Source organism: Cupriavidus sp. GW821-FHT02F09 (assembly GCF_059421605.1).
On record NZ_JBWKVH010000004.1, the window covers coordinates 262,050 to 280,714 of the forward strand.

An 18,665-nucleotide genomic window follows, 5' to 3' on the forward strand; every position below is an offset into this window, starting at 1 on the left:
GCCCTGCTCCTTCATTCCACTTCGGCAAACAAGCGGCCCCAGCCGCGCAGCGCGCGCGTATCCACGCCAGCCAGCCGCAGCGATTTCCACACCACGGTGGAGATGGTGTCGTAGACGGGGATGCCGGTCTCGGCTTCCAGCGCTTGCACCAGGTGCGCCGCGCGCAAGTTGGTGCAGAACGTGGTGATGGCAGACGGCTTGTGCTGCGCCACTTCGCGCACCATGCGGCGGATGGTGTCTTCTTCCACCTCGGCGAAGCTGTAGTTCACGTGCAGGTCGAGGTGGCGCTCCGCCGTGCAGCTAAAGCCGTTGCGCTTGTAGTTCTGCACGATGCGTTGCTGCACATCGTCGAGATAGGGCGTGACCAGGCCGAAATCGTGCGCGCCGGTCTTTTCCAGGATTTCGTTCAGCGCCAGCACCGAGGTGGTGGCGGGAATGCCGGTTGCCTCGGTGATCTGCCGGCACAGCGCCTGGTCTTTCTCGAAGCCGAGCCAGCCGGAAGAGGTGCCGTTCCATGCGATCACGTCCACGCGCGCGTCGGCCAGCAATTTGGCGGCGCCGATGATCTTGTCGAGATCGAACTGGCCCAGCGCCTGGTCGCGCAGCGAGATCTCGGTAACGGTGAAGCGCGAGAAATGCGCGCTGACATTGGGCAGGCCGCTCACCATCGCGCTGGTGATGGGTTCCAGCGCGGTATTGGACGACGGCGTGAGCATGCCGAGGAGGGTGCGTTTGGTCATGGGGTAATGCTCTTTAGGAGATGCCGCGCCGCTGCCGGCGTGTGCCGGCGCGGCGCGTGCGACTGTATGGCTAGCTGTGGAGGTCGCGCTGCGCTCAGACCGGCAGCTTCTTCTCGTAGTCGATCGCGGTCGAGGAGATCAGCAGGCCCACGCCGGCGGCGGCAAAGAACATCAGCGCCAGGAAGTACGAGCCGGTGAACTGCACGATCATGCCGACGATGATGGGCACGGTGATGCCGCCGATATTGCCGCCCAGGTTCATGATGCCGCCCAGCACGCCCACCTTGTTGCGGGTGCCGAGGATGGACGGGATGCACCAGTACAGGCCGCACCAGCGCAGGAAGAACAGCGTGGAGGAGAGCAGGGCAACCACCACCACCGGATCCTTCACGTACGCCACCGAGAAGATCGACACGGTAGCCACCACGGCGGCGATGCCGAACAGGGTGCGCATCACCAGGTTGGGCGCGCCGCCCGCGGCCTTCCACTTGTCGGCGATCCAGCCGCCGATGAGTTCACCGATAAAGCCCGAGAAGAAGATGATGAAGCTGGCGCCGCCCATCTGCTTGATGTCGAAGCCGTGCACCTTGTTCAGGTAGTTGGGCATCCACGTCAGCAGGCCGTAGAAGACGCTGTTGAAGCACATCCAGCCGGTCGCCATGCACCACACGGAGCGGTACTTGAGGAAGTCGAGCGAGCGGCCCGACAGGTTGGCCGGCTCGGCGCGGTGCTCGCTGGCTTGCGCGGCTTCGATATAGCTCGCTTCCAGCTCATTGACGCCACGGTGCTCGCGCGGCGAGTTGCGCACGTAGTACCACGCCAGCATGCCGGCCAGCACGGTGCCCACGCCAGCGACCACGAAGGCCAGGCGCCAGGAACCCAGCGCGGTGATCAGCCAGGTGATGATGATGGCGCCGAGCGCCGCACCCAGCGGCGCGCCGCCGTCCAGCAGGGTGGCGCCGCGGCCGCGTTCGTTCTGCGTCATCCAGATCGCATTGAGCTTGCCGCCGGCCGGGTAGATCGGCGCCTCGGCCGCGCCCAGCCCGAGCCGGGTCAGCAACAGCGCGCCGGCGCTGGTGCACACGGCTGCCAGAGCCTGGAACGCACCCCAGAAGACAGTGGCGGTGGCGATCACGATGCGCGGCTTGTACTTGTCCGCCAGCATGCCGCCGGGAATCTGCATGACCGCGTAGGTCCAGAAGAAAGAGCTGAGGATCAGCCCCTGCATGGTGGGGCTGAGATCGAACTCCTTGGCGATCAGCGGCATCGCGACCGAGAGCGAGGCCCGGTCGATGTAGTTGATGGCGATGAGGAACAACATCATCAGGAAAATCTTCCAGCGCACGGAGCTCTTCGTCTCCGTTAGCGCTGCAGCCCGGCTTGTCGTTTGCATGACGCTTGTCTCCTTTGGGGGAATGTTAGGCGGTTTGTGTTGTGTGTCGCGCAACTGGGACGGAGTATAGGATACGTAATCTGTAATTACAACTCTCGTAAGTCATTGATTTTATTGTTATGCGAACGAACAATTTTGGGATGTGTTAGCCTTCTTGTGGTGCATGTTCCCCATCTCGGTGATGTCTGTGACTCAAACGCTTCCTAAATCCACCCGCCTGCGCACCCTCGGCATGTCGGCCGAAATCGCCGCGCGGCTGCGCACCATGATCGAGGAGGGCGAGCTGCCCCCCGGCGCGCGCATCGACGAGCGCGCCTTTTGCGAGATGTTCGACGTCTCCAAGACGCCGCTGCGCGAGGCGCTCAAGGTGCTGGTGTCCGAAGGCCTGGTGCTGCATCGGCAGTACATCGGCTACCGCGTGGCCCCGCTCGATCTGGATGAGCTGCGCTCCACCTTCGAGACGCTGCACGGGCTGGAGGCCACCGCCGGCGAACTCGCGGCGGCGCGCCTGTCCGAGGTGGCCATGGCGCGGCTGGAACGCAAGCACCAGGCCATGCTGGAGGCTCACGCCGCCGGGCGTCGCACCGAGTACTTCCGCACCAACCAGGAAATCCACCAGTTGATCATCGACGGCGCGGCCAACCTCGTGCTGGCTGGCATCTACGCCATGCTGATGAGCAAGGTCCACCGCGCGCGCGGCGCCGCCAATGCGGATATGCTGCGCTGGCAGGAGTCGCACGAGGAGCACGAGGCCATCATGGCCGCGCTGCGCGAACCGGGCCGGCCGCGGCTGGCGCAGGTGCTGCGCCAGCATTCCGAGAACACTGCAAAAGAAGTCCTGACCGTGGTCGCGCGGACCCTTTCCGAGCCCGCCGGCCACATCGCCACCGAAGCCAAGGGGAAACGATGAAACTAGTACGTGTGGGTAAGCCGGGCGCGGAACGCCCGGGTCTGATCGATGCCGAAGGCCGCGTGCGCGACCTGTCCGGCGTGCTGGACGGCCTCGGGCCGCAGGCGTTGTCGGCCGAAGCGCTGGCGCGCCTGGCCAAGCTGGACCCGGCCACGCTGCCGGTGGTGCAGGCCGAGCGCTTCGGCGTGCCCTGGACCGGCATCGGCAAGATCGTGGCGATCGGCCTGAACTACGCCGACCACGCCGCCGAGGCGGGCATGGCGTTGCCGGCCGAGCCCATCGTCTTCCTGAAAGCCAACAGCTCGCTCAACGGGCCCAACGACGCGGTGATGCTGCCGCGCGGCTCCGAGAAGACCGACTGGGAAGTGGAGCTTGGCGTGGTGATCGGCAAAGTGGCACGCAACGTCGCGCTCGCCGATGCGCTCTCGCACGTGGCCGGCTATTGCGTGGTGAACGACGTCTCCGAGCGCGAATTCCAGATCGAGCGCGGCGGCACCTGGGACAAGGGCAAGGGCTGCGACACCTTCTGCCCGGTCGGCCCGTGGCTGGTCACGCGCGACGAAGTGGCCGACCCGCAGGCGCTGGGCTTGTGGCTGGACGTTAACGGCCAGCGCGTGCAGAAGGGCAGCACCGCCACCATGGTGTTCGATGTGGCCACGCTGGTGAGCTACGTCAGCCGCTTCATGACGCTGCACCCCGGCGACCTGATCTGCACCGGCACGCCGCCGGGCGTGGGCATGGGCTTCAAGCCGCCGCGCTTCCTCAAGGCGGGCGACACCATGCGCCTGGGCATCGACGGCCTGGGCGAGCAGGGCCAGACGGTGGTGGCCTACGCGTAGGGGCGGGCAAAACCGCGCGCCATGACGACGGCTGTCGCTCCCTCTCCCCTCATGGGGAGAGGGCTGGGGAGAGGGGTGGCTTAGCTAGGAGCCACGCAAAGCGAAGCCCGTGGTGTTTTCCAGCACGCCGGCGTATCGAGCGCCCGCTCTCTCCCCCAACCCCTCTCGCGCGCGGGAGAGGGGAGCACGACAACGCAGATCCAGCGTCGTGCCTGCCGCCTGTACCGCTATCGACACCTGCCTCCACGGCCGCAAATCTCCCCATGATCCCAACGAACGCGAGAACGTTCCCCGTTCGCAACAGTTGTTACCCTGATTTCGCTACAAAGGGTTAAACCGTTTGCGCTCTGCGCCCAGCGTGAAATACTGTTTTCTATACGCCCTACGCCTCGCAAAGGGGCATCGAGAAAAAGAGTACTGCCATGTCAGAACACGCCCCCGAACTGATCGAGTCACTTCTTGCCGACTCGCACGCGACCCGACCCGCCGCCGCCGCTACCTCCACTTCCCGTGCCTCCCGATTCTGTGAACTGGCCGACACCGTCGACAGCCGCGCCGAGCTGGAAGCCATCCGCCACAGCATCCACCAGCATCCCGAGCTCGCCTTCGACGAAGTGTGCACCGCCGAGCTGGTCGCCACCCAGCTTGAAGGCTGGGGCTACGCGGTGACGCGCAGCGTTGGCGGCACCGGCGTGGTCGGCACGCTGCGCCAGGGCGACGGTCCGCGCAGCATCGGCGTGCGCGCCGACATGGACGCGCTGCCCATTCATGAGCGCACCGGCCTGGCGTACGCCAGCATCCACGCCGGCAAGATGCACGCCTGCGGCCACGACGGCCACACCACCGTGCTGCTCGGCGCGGCGCGCCAGCTGGCCCGCACACGCAACTTCAACGGCACCGTCAACCTGATCTTCCAGCCCGCCGAGGAAATCGGCGCCGGCGGCGGCGCCGAGCGCATGCTCGCCGACGGCCTGTTCGAGCGCTTTCCCTGCGACGCGATCTTCGGGTTGCACAACCATCCCGGCGTGGAAGCCGGCACCTTCATGTTCCGCGCCGGCCCCTTCATGGCGGCCTGCGATACGGTCGCCATCACCATCCGCGGCAAGGGCGGCCACGCGGCCCGCCCGCACCAGTCGATCGACCCGATCCTGGTTGCCGGCAGCCTGGTGATGGCGCTGCAGAGCATCGTGTCGCGCAATATCGACCCGAACGAAACCGCCGTGGTCACCATCGGCACGTTGCATGCCGGGCATGCGCCCAATGTGATCCCCGAGAGCGCCAAGCTGGAGTTGAGCGTGCGCTCGTTCAGCCCCGATGTGCGGCGCACGCTGGAGGATCGTATCCGGCGGCTGGTGACCTCGCATGTGGAGGGTTATGGCGCGACCGTGGAGATTGATTACATCCGGGGCTACCCGGTGCTGATCAACAGTGAGCGCGAGACCGAGTTCGCCCGCCAGGTGGCTGAGGAACTGGTGGGATCCGACAAGGTGGTGGCGAATTTCCCGCTGATCGCCGGGAGCGAGGATTTTGCTTACTTCCTGCAGCAGCGGCCGGGGTGTTTTGTGCGGATGGGGAATGGGGCGGGGCAGCCTTTGCTGCATAACGCTGGGTATGATTTTAATGATGAGAATTTGACGGTTGGGGCGGCTTATTGGGCTAGGTTGGTGGAGAGGTATTTGGAGATTTGAAAGGGGGGGGTGACCAGTTGGCTTTTGCTGTGTTGGCTGGTGTTTATATGAACGGTGACGGTTTTTGTACCCAAGAGCCATACGACATCCCCCTGCGGGGGCTGCCGGTCACTCTTCTTTGCGTCGGCAAAGAAGACTAACGAGAAGAAAGCCGACCCTGCCGGGGGCAGAGCAATCGCGGGTGCTAGGGGTGCTGGTTTCGTCGTATGGCCAGCGGTTCTGCGGGCTTCTGCCGGTACCGGCTTGACTGGCCACGATCCTGCCAGCTTCCGGGATGCGTGGTGAGGCCCCCGGTAGCAGGCACCACTTGCTTCAAGCCGTCTGTCGCTCGCGGCGTGGCCGGCCACGAAGTTGCAGGCGCACCGGTTCCGTCGTGGGCGCGGTGGCACCGGCTTGATATACCCAAGGCCCTGACCACCGCGCCCGCCCCACCACGAAACCATTGGCAGGCGATGTGTCGTGATGGTCCGCGCCGGTATCGGCAGATGGTCGAACGCGCACCGGGCAAAGCGATCAGGGGCACCACCACGTGACCATTGGATCATGCATTTGCGATGCCCTCAAAGCCGGTATGGCAAAGGCCAGCCAACACTCCGGGCCGTACGACACAACCACCGAGGCTGAACAGCCTTATTGCTCTGCTCCCGGCAGGGTCGGCTTTCTTCTCGTTAGTCTTCTTTGCCGACGCAAAGAAGAGTGACCGGCAGCCCCCGCAGGGGGATGTCGTATGGCTTTTGGGTTCAACGGCCAACGCCGCACAGGGAAAACCCAACCACGGCACCAAGAGCCAACGGTTCCCCCCTCGAGCCCCCAAAAAATCACCGAAAAAACCCACTAGGCGGCACCCCAAACTGCCTCCTGAACATAGTAGAAAACGCACTAGGACTCTCATACCCCAGATCCAACGCCACATCCACCACCTTAGCCCCGGCGGCCAGCCCCTCCAACGCCGACAGCAATCGTGCCTGCTGCCGCCACTGCCCGAACGTCATCCCGGTCTCCCGAGCAAAGCGCCGCTGAATGGTCTTGGGATCCACTCCCAGCCGCTCCCCCCATTGCGCCAAAGTCAGCGCTGTATCGGGCGCCCCGACAATCGCGTCGCAAATCTCCCGCAATCCCGCATCGGCAGGACGCGGCAAGTGCAACGGCAACGTCGGCACCAGCATGACTTCATCCAGCAACAACCGCATCAGCCGCCCGTCCCGGGACGCTTCCGCGTAGGGCGAAGGGATATCGATCGCGGCGAGGATGAGTTCGCGCAGCAGTGGCGTGATGCCCAGCACGGTGCAGCGGGTGGGCAGGTTGTCAGCGGCGTCCGGCCGGATGTAGGCGGTGCGCATGCGTACGTGCCCAACCATGCGGATCCAGTGCACCATGCCCCCGGGCATCCACATGCCGCGCGTGGGGGGCACGATCCATTGCCCTTCGGCGGTGGCGACCACCATCACGCCATGCACCGCGTGCACCAGTTGTGCATTGGGATGCTGGTGCGGCTTGGTAACGTGGCCGGGCACGTAGTCGGCGGCCATGGCGGTGACCGGCATGGCGCTGCGGTCGTACTGCAGGTAGGCGGGCGACTTGGAGTAGGTGTCGGCGCGGGGGGAGGCGGGCAGGGAGGAGGGCACTGTGGGTGCGGCGCTTTCGGCGTTTTCGGCGCTTCGCTGTGCGATCGGGCGGGGGAGGCGGGGCATGTCCTTTTCTCCAAGGTTCTGGCCCTATTCTCGCAGGACAGGCGGGATCGTGCCATTTAGGATGAGCGCCAGGATTCCCCTATTGCCTTTTCAGCCCCCCGTTTCCATCATGAGCAGCCGCATCGAAACCGCGCCCGGCGGCGCGAACGCCTCGCCGCAAGGCCTGGCCCAGACTTCCACTACCGCGCAGGCCGCCGAGCGGACCGGCTTCCGGGTGCTGGGGGCGATCAGTTTTTCGCACTTCCTCAACGACATGATCCAGTCGCTGATCCTGGCCATTTATCCGATGCTCAAGGGCGGCTTCAACCTCAGCTTTACCCAGATCGGGCTGCTGACCCTGACGTACCAGATCACCGCCTCGCTGCTGCAGCCGGTGGTGGGCCTGTACACCGACAAGCATCCCAAGCCGCAGTCGCTGTCGATCGGCATGGGGTTCACGTTGTGCGGCTTGCTGCTGCTGTCGGTGGCGCCTACCTATGGCGTGCTGCTGGTGGCCGCGGCGCTGGTGGGCACCGGGTCGTCGATCTTCCATCCGGAGTCGTCGCGCGTGGCGCGCATGGCGTCGGGCGGGCAGCACGGGCTGGCACAGTCGATCTTCCAGGTTGGCGGCAACGCGGGCAGCGCGACCGGGCCGCTGCTGGCGGCGTGGATCGTGCATCAGCAGAGCAGCGTGGCGTGGTTCTCGCTGGCGGCGTTGCTGGCGATTGCCGTGCTGTGGCGGATCGGCGGCTGGTATGGCCGTGAACTGGCGCACACCACACGCAAGCGCAAGGCTGTCGCCGCCGCCGCGCCGCTGCCGCGCAGCACCGTGGTGCGGGCCATGGTGGTGCTGATGGCGCTGGTGTTCTCCAAGTATTTCTACATGGCGAGCTTGAACACGTATTACACCTTCTACCTGATGGAGCGTTTTGGCCTGACGCGGCAGAGCTCGCAGCTCTACCTGTTCGTGTTCCTGTTCGCGGTGGCGGCCGGCACCATCCTGGGCGGCCCGATCGGCGACCGCATCGGCCGCAAGCGCGTGATCTGGGCGTCGATCCTGGGCGTGGCGCCGTTCACGCTGATGCTGCCGCATGCCAACCTGTTCTGGACTGGCGTGCTGTCGTTCATCATCGGCTTTATCCTGGCCTCGGCGTTCTCGGCCATCCTGGTGTTTGCGCAGGAGCTGATTCCGGGCAAGGTGGGCATGGTGTCGGGCTTGTTTTTCGGCTTTGCCTTCGGCATGGGCGGCATCGGCGCCGCGGTGCTGGGCAAGCTGGCCGATGCGCACGGCATCCAATCGGTCTACCAACTGTGCGCCTTCCTGCCGTTGCTGGGGCTGCTGGCCATTTTCCTGCCAGACCTGGGCGGGCGAAAAAAGCTGGCCTGAGCCTGCACCTGCACCTGCACCTGCACCTGCACCTGCGCGCAGCGGCCAGTGGCGATATCGGTGTTCGATTTCATGCACCGCAGTAGTGCCCATGCGCCACATTGCAGCAACCCAACGTGGTGCCAGGCGCACCCGTGGGGCTGCCATGTCAGCGCATCAAGCGTGTCCTGCCGCATGCCTGCCGCCGGCCGGCTGCTGGACGATCACGCCATACCAGCCCAGCCCCGGATAGGTCTCGTAACCCGGCGTGCGGGCAAACGCCACCAGCGCGCCGTCTGGCGCCTCGTACCAGCCGGTGGGGTGGTTGTCGTCCTTCAGCGGGAAGGTCTCGGCCAGCAAGCCCATGCCATCCGACGCGGCGATGACGCGGTGCTTCGCGTCCACCAGCAGGCAGCGCGTGCGCTGCCAGTCTTCCGGGGACAGGCGTACGCCCTTGACCACCGCCTGCGCCTGCGGCGCCCAGTTGAAGAAGATGGCGAGCACGCCGGCGGGTTCGCCGGTGGCGCGGCCGCCTTCGCGGATGGCGGTGGCGTAGGTGGCCACGCTGGCGTTGTCGAGAAAGCGCGATACCGCGACATCGTGCGCGACATAGTCGTCGCCAGAGCCCGTAGCCATCGCGCGCTGGAACCACTCCACACCCGAGACATTGCGCCCTGCCACGCCGGGGTAGGCGTGCGGGCGGCCATTGGCAACGACGCGTCCTTGCGCGTCGATCACCCACAGGTCGAGGTAGACGGTGTAGCTGTTGAGGATGACGCCGAGGCGCTCGCTCGCATGGCTGGCGCTGGCACGGCCGGGGTGGCTCACCGCGTCCACGATGGCGGCATCGGTGGCCCACCAGCGCACGTCGCAGGAGCGCTCGTACAGGTTGCGGTCGACCACGTCGATCATGTTCAGCGCCATGTCGGCCAGGCGCTGGCCCTGGTGGCCGCGCATCTGCCGGATCATGGCGTCACCGAGCTGGGTGAGCTCGGCGATGGAGCCGCCCAGCTCCGTGGTGAGCTCGCCGGTGATGCCGGAGATGCGCTCGGAGACCTGCTTGACCTGGTTCGCCACGACGCTGAAGCCGCGGCCCGCATCGCCGGCGCGTGCCGCCTCGATCAAGGCGTTCAGGGCGAGGAACTTCGTTTCCCGGTTGATCTCCGCAATGCTGGAGATCTTGTTGTCCGCGATCAACCCAACGTGGTGAGACAGCTCGACGATGCGGTCTGCACTTGCCATACGGTATCTCCCATTCAGATCCAGTGACCCGTCAGGAGCGCGGCGTGTGCTGTCGATTGCTGAAAACGGTCCGCACCATGTTTGTTCTGCGTCGCTCCTGTCGTGCTCCATAGGCGAGAAGCGTGCCAGCCCGGCATCAGGCCGGCACGCGCGACAGGCTGGGCGTGCCGATCAGCGGCCGGTCTTGTCCTGCGACACGTCCATGATCATGCGCGTAAGCAGGTACAGGCGCGGTGTGACCGAGTTGAGGTCGACGTATTCCGCATCGTTGGAGTGCGCGCCAAAGCCGCGCAGGCCGAAGCGCTCGATCACGGGCGCCTTGGTGGCTGCCGCGGCAAAGGCCGCATCGGTGCCGCCGCCTTCGGCGGTGTCGTACACGGCGAGCTTCTCGCCGATCTCCGCATACACGCCTTGCGCGTGCGCGGCCAGCTTGCGCGCGGCGTCGGTGACTTCCAGCGGCGGCCGGCGACGTTCGAATTTGACCTCGACCTTGGTATCGGGAATCAGCTGCTTCTTCACGCGTTCCTGCAGCGTGCGCTCCAGGTTGTCGTAGTCGGCGGTGCGCAGCACGCGCACGTCGGCCTGGGCCGTGGCGGTGGCCGGGATCACGTTGCGGTTGGTGCCGGCCGAGGAGATCGTCCAGTTCACCTTGAGCCCGGTCTCGTGGTTGGACAGGTCGCGCATCTGCAGGATCTGGTGCGATAGTTCATACAGCGCGTTGCGGCCGTTCTCGGGCGAGCTGCCGGCGTGCGAGGCCTTGCCGTGCACGGTCAGCGAGATGGCGCCGATGCCGCTGGTGGCCAGCGACAGGCGGTCGCCGGTCACACGCGTGGCTTCGCAGGAGAACACCGCGTCTTGCTGGCTGCCCATCTTGGTCAGCATGGCGCGCGCGCCCGGCGAGCTGATTTCCTCGTCGCCGTTGATCAGCACGGTCAGCGTGCCGTAGTCCTTGAAGCCCATTTTCTGCAGGATGGCCACCGTATGCAGGATCACGGCCACGCCGTTCTTGTCGTCGGCGATGCCCAGGCCGTAGGCGCGCTCGCCGTCGATGCGAAACGGCTGCTGCGCCAGCATGCCGCGCAGGTAGACCGTATCCATATGGCCGATCAGCATGATGTTGCGCTTGCCCGTGCCCTTGAACTGCGCCATCACCATCTTGCCCACTTGCTTGGGCGTGTCTTCCATGCGGTAGACCTCGGTGGGCTCGATCAGCTGCGCGTCGCCGCCCATCGCGGCCAGGCGGTCGCGGATCAGCGTGGCGATGCGGTCCAGCCCTTCGATGTCCTTGCTGCCGGACTCGATCGAGACCAGGTCCTTGAGGGTGGCGATCAGCGCTGGCTTTTCTTGCTGGGACAGCTGGTAGGCGGGCTCCACCGGCGCCGCTTGCGCGGCAGCGGCGCAGAGCAGGGCGGCGAGCGCGGCCGCCGCTTTCAAGGACGCATGGCGGCGGTGGGCAAGCGCGCTGGCGCGCGGGCTAAGGTTCAAGCGCATGTGGGGGCTCCGTGATGCAGTGAGGAAAAACGCAGTGGGGGGAAACAGAGAAAAGGCAGGACGGATTGCAGGGTTCGTGCCAGGCGAGGCGCATGCGTTGCTGCGACGCGCCTCGCCTGCCGCGTCATTCGCCGGCTGCCTCGAAGCCCTGCAGCCAGCGCCGCAACAGGCTTGCCAGCTGCTGGCGCTCCGCGGCCGAGAGCCGCTCCAGCAAACGATGCTCATTGGCCACGTGCACTTCCAGCGCGTGGTCGATGCGCACCCGGCCCGGCTGGGTCAGCTCGATCAGCAGCCCGCGCCGGTCATCCGGGTTGGGGCTGCGGCGCACCAGCCCGGCGCGTTCCAGATGGTCGATCCGGTTGGTCATGGTGCCCGAGGTGATCATCAGCGAATCGATCAGCGCGCCCGGCGACAGCGCATAAGGCGGGCCGGAGCGGCGCAGCGTGGCCAGCACGTCGAACTCCCAGGTATTCAGGCCGGTCGGTGCCAGCGCGGACTCCACCGCGCGGTCGGTGTGGCGCGCCAGGCGCCAGACCCGGCCAATGATGCCCATCGGCGCTGCGTCCAGGTCCGGGCGCTCGCGCGCCCACTGGGCCAGGATATGGTCGACGCGATCGCTCCCATCTTGGGGTGCCTCGTCGTTGCCGGCTTTCGGGGAGGGCGCCGTCGCGCTGCTTGCCTTGGGTTTGCCGCGGGTGGCCATGGTGGGCTGCTGTTGATCTTGGATGACGAGAATCTTGACATCAAGGCTTTCAGTTCGTAAAGTGGATTTTATATCTTGATATCAAGAATATTGTTGTGAAGAAAAATGGAGCCGTGACAACATGAAACCCGACCCGCAGCCCGCGCCCCAACCCGTCTCGCCAGCGCTGCCCGCAGCGCGCCCATCCTCGCCGTCTTCCACGCCTGCCCCGCAGGTTCAGGTACGCACGGCAGATGTCCTGCTGACCGCTTCGGCGCCCCTGATCTGGGGCAGCACCTACCTGGTCACCAGCCAATGGCTGCCGCCGGGACAGCCGCTGCTGTCGGGCGTGATCCGCGCGCTGCCGGCCGGCCTGGCGATGCTGGCGTGGGGCCGGCAACTGCCGCGCGGCGGCTGGTGGTGGAAGGCGGCGGTGCTGGGCGTGCTCAATATTGGTTTGTTCCAGGCCATGTTGTTTATCGCCGCCTACCGGCTGCCGGGCGGCGTGGCGGCCACCGTGGGCGCGATCCAGCCGTTGCTGGTGGTGGTGCTGGCGTGGCTGCTGCTGGGCGCGCGGCCGCGTCCGGCTACGTGGCTGGCCGGGCTGGGGGGCATCGGCGGCGTGGCCTTGCTGGTGCTGGGACCCGCCGCGCGGCTGGATGGCGTGGGCGTGGCGGCCGCGGCGGCCGGCGCGGTGTCGATGGCGTTGGGCACGGTGCTCGCCAAACGCTGGCGGGCACCGGTCTCGCCGCTGGTGCTCACCGCGTGGCAGCTCACCGCGGGCGCCTTGTTCCTGCTGCCCTTCGCGCTGGCCTTCGAGACGCTGCCGGCGCGGCTGACGGTGCCCAACGTGCTCGGCTACCTGTGGCTGTGCGTGGCCGGCGCCGGCGTGAGCTATGCGCTCTGGTTCCGTGGCATTGGCCGCTTGCCGACCGCGGCGGTGTCCGCGCTGGGCCTGCTCAGCCCCGTTAGCGCCACCGTGCTGGGATTCCTGGTGCTCGGCCAGAGCCTGAGCCCGGCGCAGATGGCCGGCGCGCTGCTGGTGCTGGCCAGCGTGTGGCTCGGGCAGCGCGCGCCGAAGGCGGCGCAGGCCGCTGCCGGAGGCTCCGGGGCTTCAGATAAGGCCCATGCGCCGTTGGCGCCGCGGTAAGGGTGAACGCAAGGGCGAAGCAAAGGTGAACGACCAGGGTGAATGGCGCGCCGTTTTTGCGGCATCATGGCGGGCATGACGTCCGCCGTACCTTCCCCCACCTCATCCCGGCCCGCTTGCGATCACTGTCTGGCGCTAGCGGCGGATTCCCGCCGGCGCGAGCCGCATGAGCGGCTTGTGCTCAAGCACACCGCGCCGCTGGTCAGCCAGAGCGCCGCCGGCGTGCCGTTCAGCATGCTCACGTTCACGTGCCGCGAGTGCGGCACCGTTTGGCGGCTCTATGACCGCGCCAACGAGCTCTTTGTCTCGTGGGTGCCGGACCGCGCGCTGGGCCGCGGCGCCGATCGGATAAAATAGCGCCTGTTTCCTGCCTGCGTGCTGACGGTCCAGCGCCCGGTTCCGGGCCGCCCGGCGGCGCCAGCACGGCCAGTTCCGTCGTTCCGTTGTTCCGTCTTCCAACCGTTGTCCTCGTCGTCCCCCGCCATGTCCGCTTCCCACCGAATTCCCCTGCTGGCTGCTGCCTCCGTGTTTGCCGCCGCCCTGACGAGCCCGCTCGCCAATGCCGCTGACGCTGCCAGCGCCGCTGGTGCGTATCCCGCGCGCCCGATCCGGCTGATCGTGGCCTATCCCACCGGCGGCATCAGCGATACCGTGGCGCGCGCGCTCGGCGAGCGCCTGTCGGCCCAGATGGGTGCCTCGGTGGTGGTGGAAAACAAGGCGGGCGCGGGTGGCAGCATCGGCATCGACGCCGTGGCCAAGGCCGCGCCGGACGGCTACACGCTGGGCTTTGCCTCGACCAGCCCGCTCACGCTCAACCCGCACGTGGGCCGCGTCAACTACGATCCGCAGCGCGACATCGCGCCGGTCATGAGCGTGATGTATTCGCCGGTGCTGGTGATCGCCACGTCGAGCTTTGGCGGCAAGTCGTTCCAGGACCTGTTGGCGCAAGCCAAGGCCAAGCCGGGCTCGGTGCGCTGGGCCACGTCGGGCCTGGGCACGGTGGGCCATGTCATGCTGGAACAGGTCAAGTCGAAGGCCAAGGCCGACCTGACCCTGATCCCTTACAAGGGCGCGGGCCAACAGATGAACGACGCCCTCGGCGGCCAGTTCGAGGTGATGAGCACCAACGCCAGCCCCATGCTGACCCAGCACATGCAGGCCGGCCGGCTGCGCGCGCTGGCGGTGGGCGCACCCAAGCGCATCGAGTCGCTGCCCAATGTGCCGACCTTTGCCGAGCTGGGCTACCCCAAGGCCAACCTCACCTCCACCTTCGGTATCTTCGCGCCCGCGCACACGCCCGTGGCTATCATCACCAGGCTGAATGCCGAACTGAACAAGGCCCTGCAAGAGCCTGAGGTGCGCGAGCGCCTGCTCAAGGGCGGCGAAGTCCCCACCGGCGGCACCGCCGCGCAATTCGCCAAGGCCATCCATGCGGAATACGACGACAACGCCCGCATCGTGAAGGAAGCGGGCATCAAGGCGGACTGACGGGCTGGGCAGCCGCGTCACGGCTGCTCGATCAGGTCCAGCCGGCAGCCGGTGGCATACACCGCCGACAGGCGCACGCCATTGCGCGGCTCCAGCGCCAGCTTGGTGCGCACGCGCGACAGGTGGCTGTCCACCGTGCGCGACGCGGACGGCATGCTGCGGTGCCAGACCGATTCCTCGATGGTCTGGCGCAGCAGCAACTGGCCGGCATGGCGAAACAGCAAGACCGCCAGCTCGTACTCCTTGGGCGCCAGCTTGACCAGGCGGCCGTTGACGAAGGCGCGCCGCTCGGCCAGCACAAAGCGGTAAGCACCCAGCTCAAGGTCGCCGCAGGCCTGCGCTACCGGCGCCATGCGCCGCAGCAGCGCATCGACGCGCGCGGCCAGCTCGGCGTGGCGTACCGGCGGCGGCAGGAAGGCATCCGCGCCATGGGCGAAGCACCGGGCGATATGGTCGTCGTCGTTGTGCTGGCTCAGCAGCATCACCGGCAACGCATCGCCGAGGGTACGGCGTATCCACAGCAGGACGTCGCGCGCCGGGATGCCGGGAACCTCCCAGGCCATCAGCAGCAGCGCGTAGGGCTCGTTGCGCAGCGCCTGCATCAGCGCACCCCCTTCGCGAAAGCGCACCGCCTCATGGCCGCTGAGCCTGAGCGTCTGCTCTAGCAGGACGGCTCGCGCCGGGTTGTCCTCCAGTACTGCGACTCGCATGAACTTTCTCCTCGTGCGCGGTATTGCCAGGGCATCTTAGCGTCGCGGTCCGCGTGGTGGATCGTTAATAGAGGCTGCCGCCGCAGATTGCGAAATTTCTCATCCGAAAGACTTCTCTCGCGGCTTCTAATGACGGATAGCCCCGCATCGTCGGGTCACTCCCTGGCGCCGGCGGCGCCAATTACCGCGAGACCGGCAGGCGTCCAAGCCTTTCCGGCCAAATTGCATGGGTATGAAGATCGCATCACTGGAAGATGAACCCGCAGAGGCGGCCCTGATCCGGCAGATTCTCGGCGAGGCCGGGCATGCCTGCACCACCTTTACGCGCAGCCGCGACCTGCTGCGGCAACTGCGCGAGGAGAACTTCGACCTGCTGCTGCTCGACTGGCAGATGCCGGATCTTTCCGGCAAGGAGGTGCTGACCTGGGTGCGCGCCAACCTGGACCGGCGCGTGCCCGCGATGTTCCTGACCTGCCGCGTGGAGGAAGAAGACATCGTCGATGGCTTCGCCACCGGCGCCGACGACTACATGCTCAAGCCGGTGCGTCGCGGCGAACTGCTGGCGCGCATCCGTTCGCTGCTGCGCCGCGCCTATCCGGACCCGGGCAGCGGCGGCGCGCAGGTGGCGCTGGCCGACTATGTCATCGACTGCGCCGCGCGCACGGTGGCCCATCGCGCCCAGCCGCTCAGGCTGACGCCCAAGGAGTTCGACCTGGCCGTGCTGCTGTTTCGCAACGAAGGCCGCATCGTGTCGCGCGACCATATCGTGGCGGCAGTCTGGGGGCGCGAGATCTCGCCGCTGTCGCGCACCATCGATACGCATATGTCGCGTGTGCGCAGCAAGCTTGCCCTGCACCCGGAGCACGGGCTGCGGCTGCTGCCGGTCTACACGCATGGCTACCGTCTCGAACTCACCGGCGCGGCGCCATGACGGCGTGGCTGCGTTGTGAAATCCTGCGCTGGGTCGCGGGCCTGCGTGCTGTCGCGCGTTGCCTGGAGCGTCTCGCCCACAGGATGGGGGCGGGCATGGAAGAGGGCGGGCAAGACAGGCCCGCGGGCATGGCCGCCATCCGCGCCATGCTACCTGCCGGCGGCGCCGTCGATGCGCCGTCCTGCGACAGCGCGGCGCTGGCATCCTGGCAAACCGCCATGCGGGCGTTGTCGCACGATTTGCGCTCGCCGCAGAGTGCCATCCTGGCGCTGGTGCAATTGCACCAGGACGTGCCGTCCGCATGCGCGCACGCGGCGTTCGTGGCGCAGACAGCAGGCTATGCGCAGGCGTCGCTGCGGCTTACCGACGACATCGCGCGGTTGTTGCGCGAGCTTGCCCACGGCTACCGCATGGAGATACTGGAGCTGACGGCGCTGCTGCGCGAGTCCGCCGACGCGCTCTGCCTGCATGCCGGGCCCGCGCCCGAACTCGACCTGGCTGGCAGCAAGGCCTGGATACGAGGCGATGCCGCCATGCTGGCCGAAGCCCTGCGCGTGCTGATGGCGCTGGCCATGATGTCCGCAGCCGGGAGCACGCCGCCGCGGGTGTGCCAGCGGCTCGACGGCCGCCTCTGCCGGATTTCGATCGCCTTCGTGCCTGATGCCGGTGCTGATGACGTTGCGTGGCGGGCCGCGCGTGCCCGGACGCCGGCGATGCAGTTTTGCCGTCGCGTGCTGTTGCGCCATGGCGGCGCGCTCGATGCGGATCGCGCCGCAGATGCCGAAGCCGAAGCCGGAACTGAAGCCGATGGCAGGATCACCTGGCATCTGCACTTGCCCATGTCGCTCTGAAAAATGCCCTGAAAAACAAAAAAAGCACCCGAAGGTGCTTTCTTGCAGTCAGACGTTACCCCGCGCGAGCGCGGGGCATGCCGACAAGGACAATCAGAAAATGTGGCGAATACCGACTGCCGCACCGGTCTGGTTGTTCTTGCCCGGCAGTTCGGTCGTCACGCCGCCAGTCACCTTGTTGTAGTCCACGGTGCCGTAGACCTGGGTGCGCTTGGACAGCGAGTACTCGGCCAGCAGCACGCCGGTGTAGCGATTGCCAGCGTTGTTGGACAGGCCATTCTTGTTCTTGATGTGGTCGCCGTAGAACACGCCGGTCAGCGCCAGGGCCGGGGTTGCCTGATAGGTCAGGCCCAGGTAGCCGAGGGCATCCTTGCGGGGATTGTTCACAGCGTTGCCACCGACCGGAACCGGGTTGCCAGCAACGTTCATGAAGTTGGTGTCGATCTGGCCGGTCTTGTCCTTGCCGCCGACATAACCCACGAATACCTTCGCCGGGCCGATGGAGTACTTACCAGCCGCGCCCCACATTTGCTGCTTGTTGCCGAAGGTGTCGCGGATTTCCTGGTACACGCCACCGAAGGCGAACGGACCAGCCGTATAGGCTGCACGGGCGCCGAAGTACGGCTTGCCGGTGGAGCTGGCCTTGGTCAGGCTGCCCGGCTGCTCGCCGAAGCCATAGCTGGCACCCACGTCCAGGCCGCTGAACTTGCCGCCGTAGCTCACGACGTTGTTGGCGCGGAACTGGGTCAGGAAGAACGGCCAGGCATTGGCTTGGTAGTTGCCGATGGTCAGCGGATCGAAGTCGCCGAAGAAGTTAAACCCTTCGGTGTACTGACGGCCCAGCTTGACGGTGCCGAAATCGCCTGCCAGACCCACATAAGCCTGACGATTGAACAGCACGCCGGACGAATTCATGGAGCCGTTGTCGAGGCTGTAGCCGCTTTCCAGCTGGAAGATCGCCTTCAGGTTGTTGCCGAGGGCTTCGCTGCCCTTCAGGCCCCAACGGCTTTGCGTTACAGCGCCGTCGGTCATCTGGAACTGGCTGTTGTTGGCCTGGTTGGAATTGCTCGTGTAGCGAATGCTCACGTCTGCAATGCCGTACAGGGTCACGGACGTTTGTGCGTAGGCGCTGCCGGCCAGCAGCGTACCAAGTGCGAGGGTCAGGGCTGATTTCTTCATGTGGCTCCTTTTCTATTCTGTAGTGTCAGCGGTCGGATCGCGATGACTGACGAGTTTACGTTTCGTGTAAACGCCCGCGAAAATTTAACAAAACAGAAAAGATTTAGACACTAATGCACGCCGTTGGCAGCCTCTAAGCTGGCAATTGGTGCAAAAACGTTGCGACGCCGCGACAAATTTACATAATGGTGCATCGCGAGATGAATCCAGCGTTACTCGCGCACCCCACGGTGTGGGGGATGGTGCCGGCAGCGCGAGCGCGCTCCGGCCACCGAGGCAGGCCAGGCGGGCGTTTCACGGTGAAGCGCCGCCGCTTGAAGCGCGGGCCGGGGCGT

Annotated in this window: 17 protein-coding genes; 9 read left to right on the forward strand and 8 right to left on the reverse strand. The window is 66.3% G+C overall.

Annotated features, from left to right (window positions below; translation table 11 throughout):
• Positions 1-11: 11 nt before the first annotated feature.
• A complete protein-coding gene (locus AC07XB_RS07170) occupies positions 12-740 on the reverse strand; it encodes a maleate cis-trans isomerase family protein (RefSeq protein WP_416050134.1) in 729 nt (242 codons plus the stop codon).
• Positions 741-834: 94 nt separating this feature from the next.
• On the reverse strand, positions 835-2,133 hold the full coding sequence (locus tag AC07XB_RS07175) for an MFS transporter (protein WP_183035833.1): 1,299 nt from the start codon (positions 2,131-2,133) through the stop codon (positions 835-837).
• A 181-nt stretch (positions 2,134-2,314) separates the two neighbouring features.
• Here AC07XB_RS07175 and AC07XB_RS07180 point away from each other — a divergent pair, with 181 nt between their 5' ends.
• From AC07XB_RS07180 to AC07XB_RS07190, 3 genes are all read left to right on the forward strand, one after another.
• A complete protein-coding gene (locus tag AC07XB_RS07180; protein WP_492376704.1) occupies positions 2,315-3,043 on the forward strand; it encodes a GntR family transcriptional regulator in 729 nt (242 codons plus the stop codon).
• Entirely contained in the window at positions 3,040-3,882 is an 843-nt protein-coding gene (locus tag AC07XB_RS07185; protein WP_492833171.1) for a fumarylacetoacetate hydrolase family protein, read from the forward strand. Before AC07XB_RS07180 ends, AC07XB_RS07185 begins: the two co-directional genes overlap by 4 nt.
• A gap of 422 nt (positions 3,883-4,304) precedes the next feature.
• Positions 4,305-5,570, forward strand: a complete 1,266-nt coding sequence (locus AC07XB_RS07190) for a M20 aminoacylase family protein (RefSeq protein WP_492833169.1) — start codon at positions 4,305-4,307, stop codon at positions 5,568-5,570.
• Between the two features lie 818 nt (positions 5,571-6,388).
• On the opposite strand, the gene AC07XB_RS07195 is transcribed toward AC07XB_RS07190, so the two are convergent.
• Entirely contained in the window at positions 6,389-7,261 is an 873-nt protein-coding gene (locus AC07XB_RS07195) for an AraC family transcriptional regulator (RefSeq protein ID WP_492809308.1), read from the reverse strand.
• A gap of 109 nt (positions 7,262-7,370) precedes the next feature.
• On the opposite strand from AC07XB_RS07195, the gene AC07XB_RS07200 reads away from it, so the two are divergent.
• The gene (locus tag AC07XB_RS07200) at positions 7,371-8,627 is read left to right on the forward strand and encodes an MFS transporter (RefSeq protein ID WP_492376204.1); all 1,257 of its coding nucleotides are present in this window, start codon (positions 7,371-7,373) and stop codon (positions 8,625-8,627) included.
• Between the two features lie 156 nt (positions 8,628-8,783).
• Here the strand turns inward: AC07XB_RS07200 and AC07XB_RS07205 are convergent, their stop codons facing one another.
• The 3 genes from AC07XB_RS07205 to AC07XB_RS07215 all read right to left on the reverse strand — a co-directional run bounded on the left by AC07XB_RS07205 (position 8,784) and on the right by AC07XB_RS07215 (position 12,042).
• Positions 8,784-9,848: a cache domain-containing protein gene (locus tag AC07XB_RS07205; protein ID WP_492831511.1), complete on the reverse strand. Its 1,065-nt coding sequence runs from the start codon at positions 9,846-9,848 to the stop codon at positions 8,784-8,786.
• Positions 9,849-10,019: 171 nt separating this feature from the next.
• Complete coding sequence (locus AC07XB_RS07210; protein ID WP_492809310.1) at positions 10,020-11,339, reverse strand: M20/M25/M40 family metallo-hydrolase; 1,320 nt, start codon at positions 11,337-11,339, stop codon at positions 10,020-10,022.
• A gap of 124 nt (positions 11,340-11,463) precedes the next feature.
• On the reverse strand, positions 11,464-12,042 hold the full coding sequence (locus AC07XB_RS07215; RefSeq protein WP_492376207.1) for a MarR family winged helix-turn-helix transcriptional regulator: 579 nt from the start codon (positions 12,040-12,042) through the stop codon (positions 11,464-11,466).
• A gap of 121 nt (positions 12,043-12,163) precedes the next feature.
• Between AC07XB_RS07215 and AC07XB_RS07220 the strand changes: the two genes are divergently transcribed.
• The 3 genes from AC07XB_RS07220 (at position 12,164) to AC07XB_RS07230 (ending at position 14,659) form a co-directional block, all read left to right on the forward strand.
• Positions 12,164-13,171 (forward strand): EamA family transporter, encoded by a 1,008-nt coding sequence (locus tag AC07XB_RS07220; protein ID WP_492831512.1) that lies wholly within the window; start codon positions 12,164-12,166, stop codon positions 13,169-13,171.
• A gap of 66 nt (positions 13,172-13,237) precedes the next feature.
• Positions 13,238-13,528, forward strand: a complete 291-nt coding sequence (locus tag AC07XB_RS07225; RefSeq protein ID WP_150985467.1) for a hypothetical protein — start codon at positions 13,238-13,240, stop codon at positions 13,526-13,528.
• A gap of 126 nt (positions 13,529-13,654) precedes the next feature.
• A complete protein-coding gene (locus AC07XB_RS07230; protein ID WP_492376209.1) occupies positions 13,655-14,659 on the forward strand; it encodes a Bug family tripartite tricarboxylate transporter substrate binding protein in 1,005 nt (334 codons plus the stop codon).
• 17 nt (positions 14,660-14,676) lie between these two features.
• On the opposite strand, the gene AC07XB_RS07235 is transcribed toward AC07XB_RS07230, so the two are convergent.
• The gene (locus AC07XB_RS07235; protein WP_492831513.1) at positions 14,677-15,369 is read right to left on the reverse strand and encodes a response regulator transcription factor; all 693 of its coding nucleotides are present in this window, start codon (positions 15,367-15,369) and stop codon (positions 14,677-14,679) included.
• A gap of 232 nt (positions 15,370-15,601) precedes the next feature.
• Between AC07XB_RS07235 and AC07XB_RS07240 the strand changes: the two genes are divergently transcribed.
• A complete protein-coding gene (locus AC07XB_RS07240) occupies positions 15,602-16,300 on the forward strand; it encodes a response regulator transcription factor (protein ID WP_492376211.1) in 699 nt (232 codons plus the stop codon).
• A complete protein-coding gene (locus AC07XB_RS07245; protein WP_492376212.1) occupies positions 16,297-17,151 on the forward strand; it encodes a hypothetical protein in 855 nt (284 codons plus the stop codon). Before AC07XB_RS07240 ends, AC07XB_RS07245 begins: the two co-directional genes overlap by 4 nt.
• A 93-nt stretch (positions 17,152-17,244) precedes the next feature.
• On the opposite strand, the gene AC07XB_RS07250 is transcribed toward AC07XB_RS07245, so the two are convergent.
• Positions 17,245-18,330, reverse strand: coding sequence for a porin (locus AC07XB_RS07250; protein WP_492376213.1), 1,086 nt, complete (start codon positions 18,328-18,330; stop codon positions 17,245-17,247).
• Between the last annotated feature and the right edge of the window lie 335 nt (positions 18,331-18,665).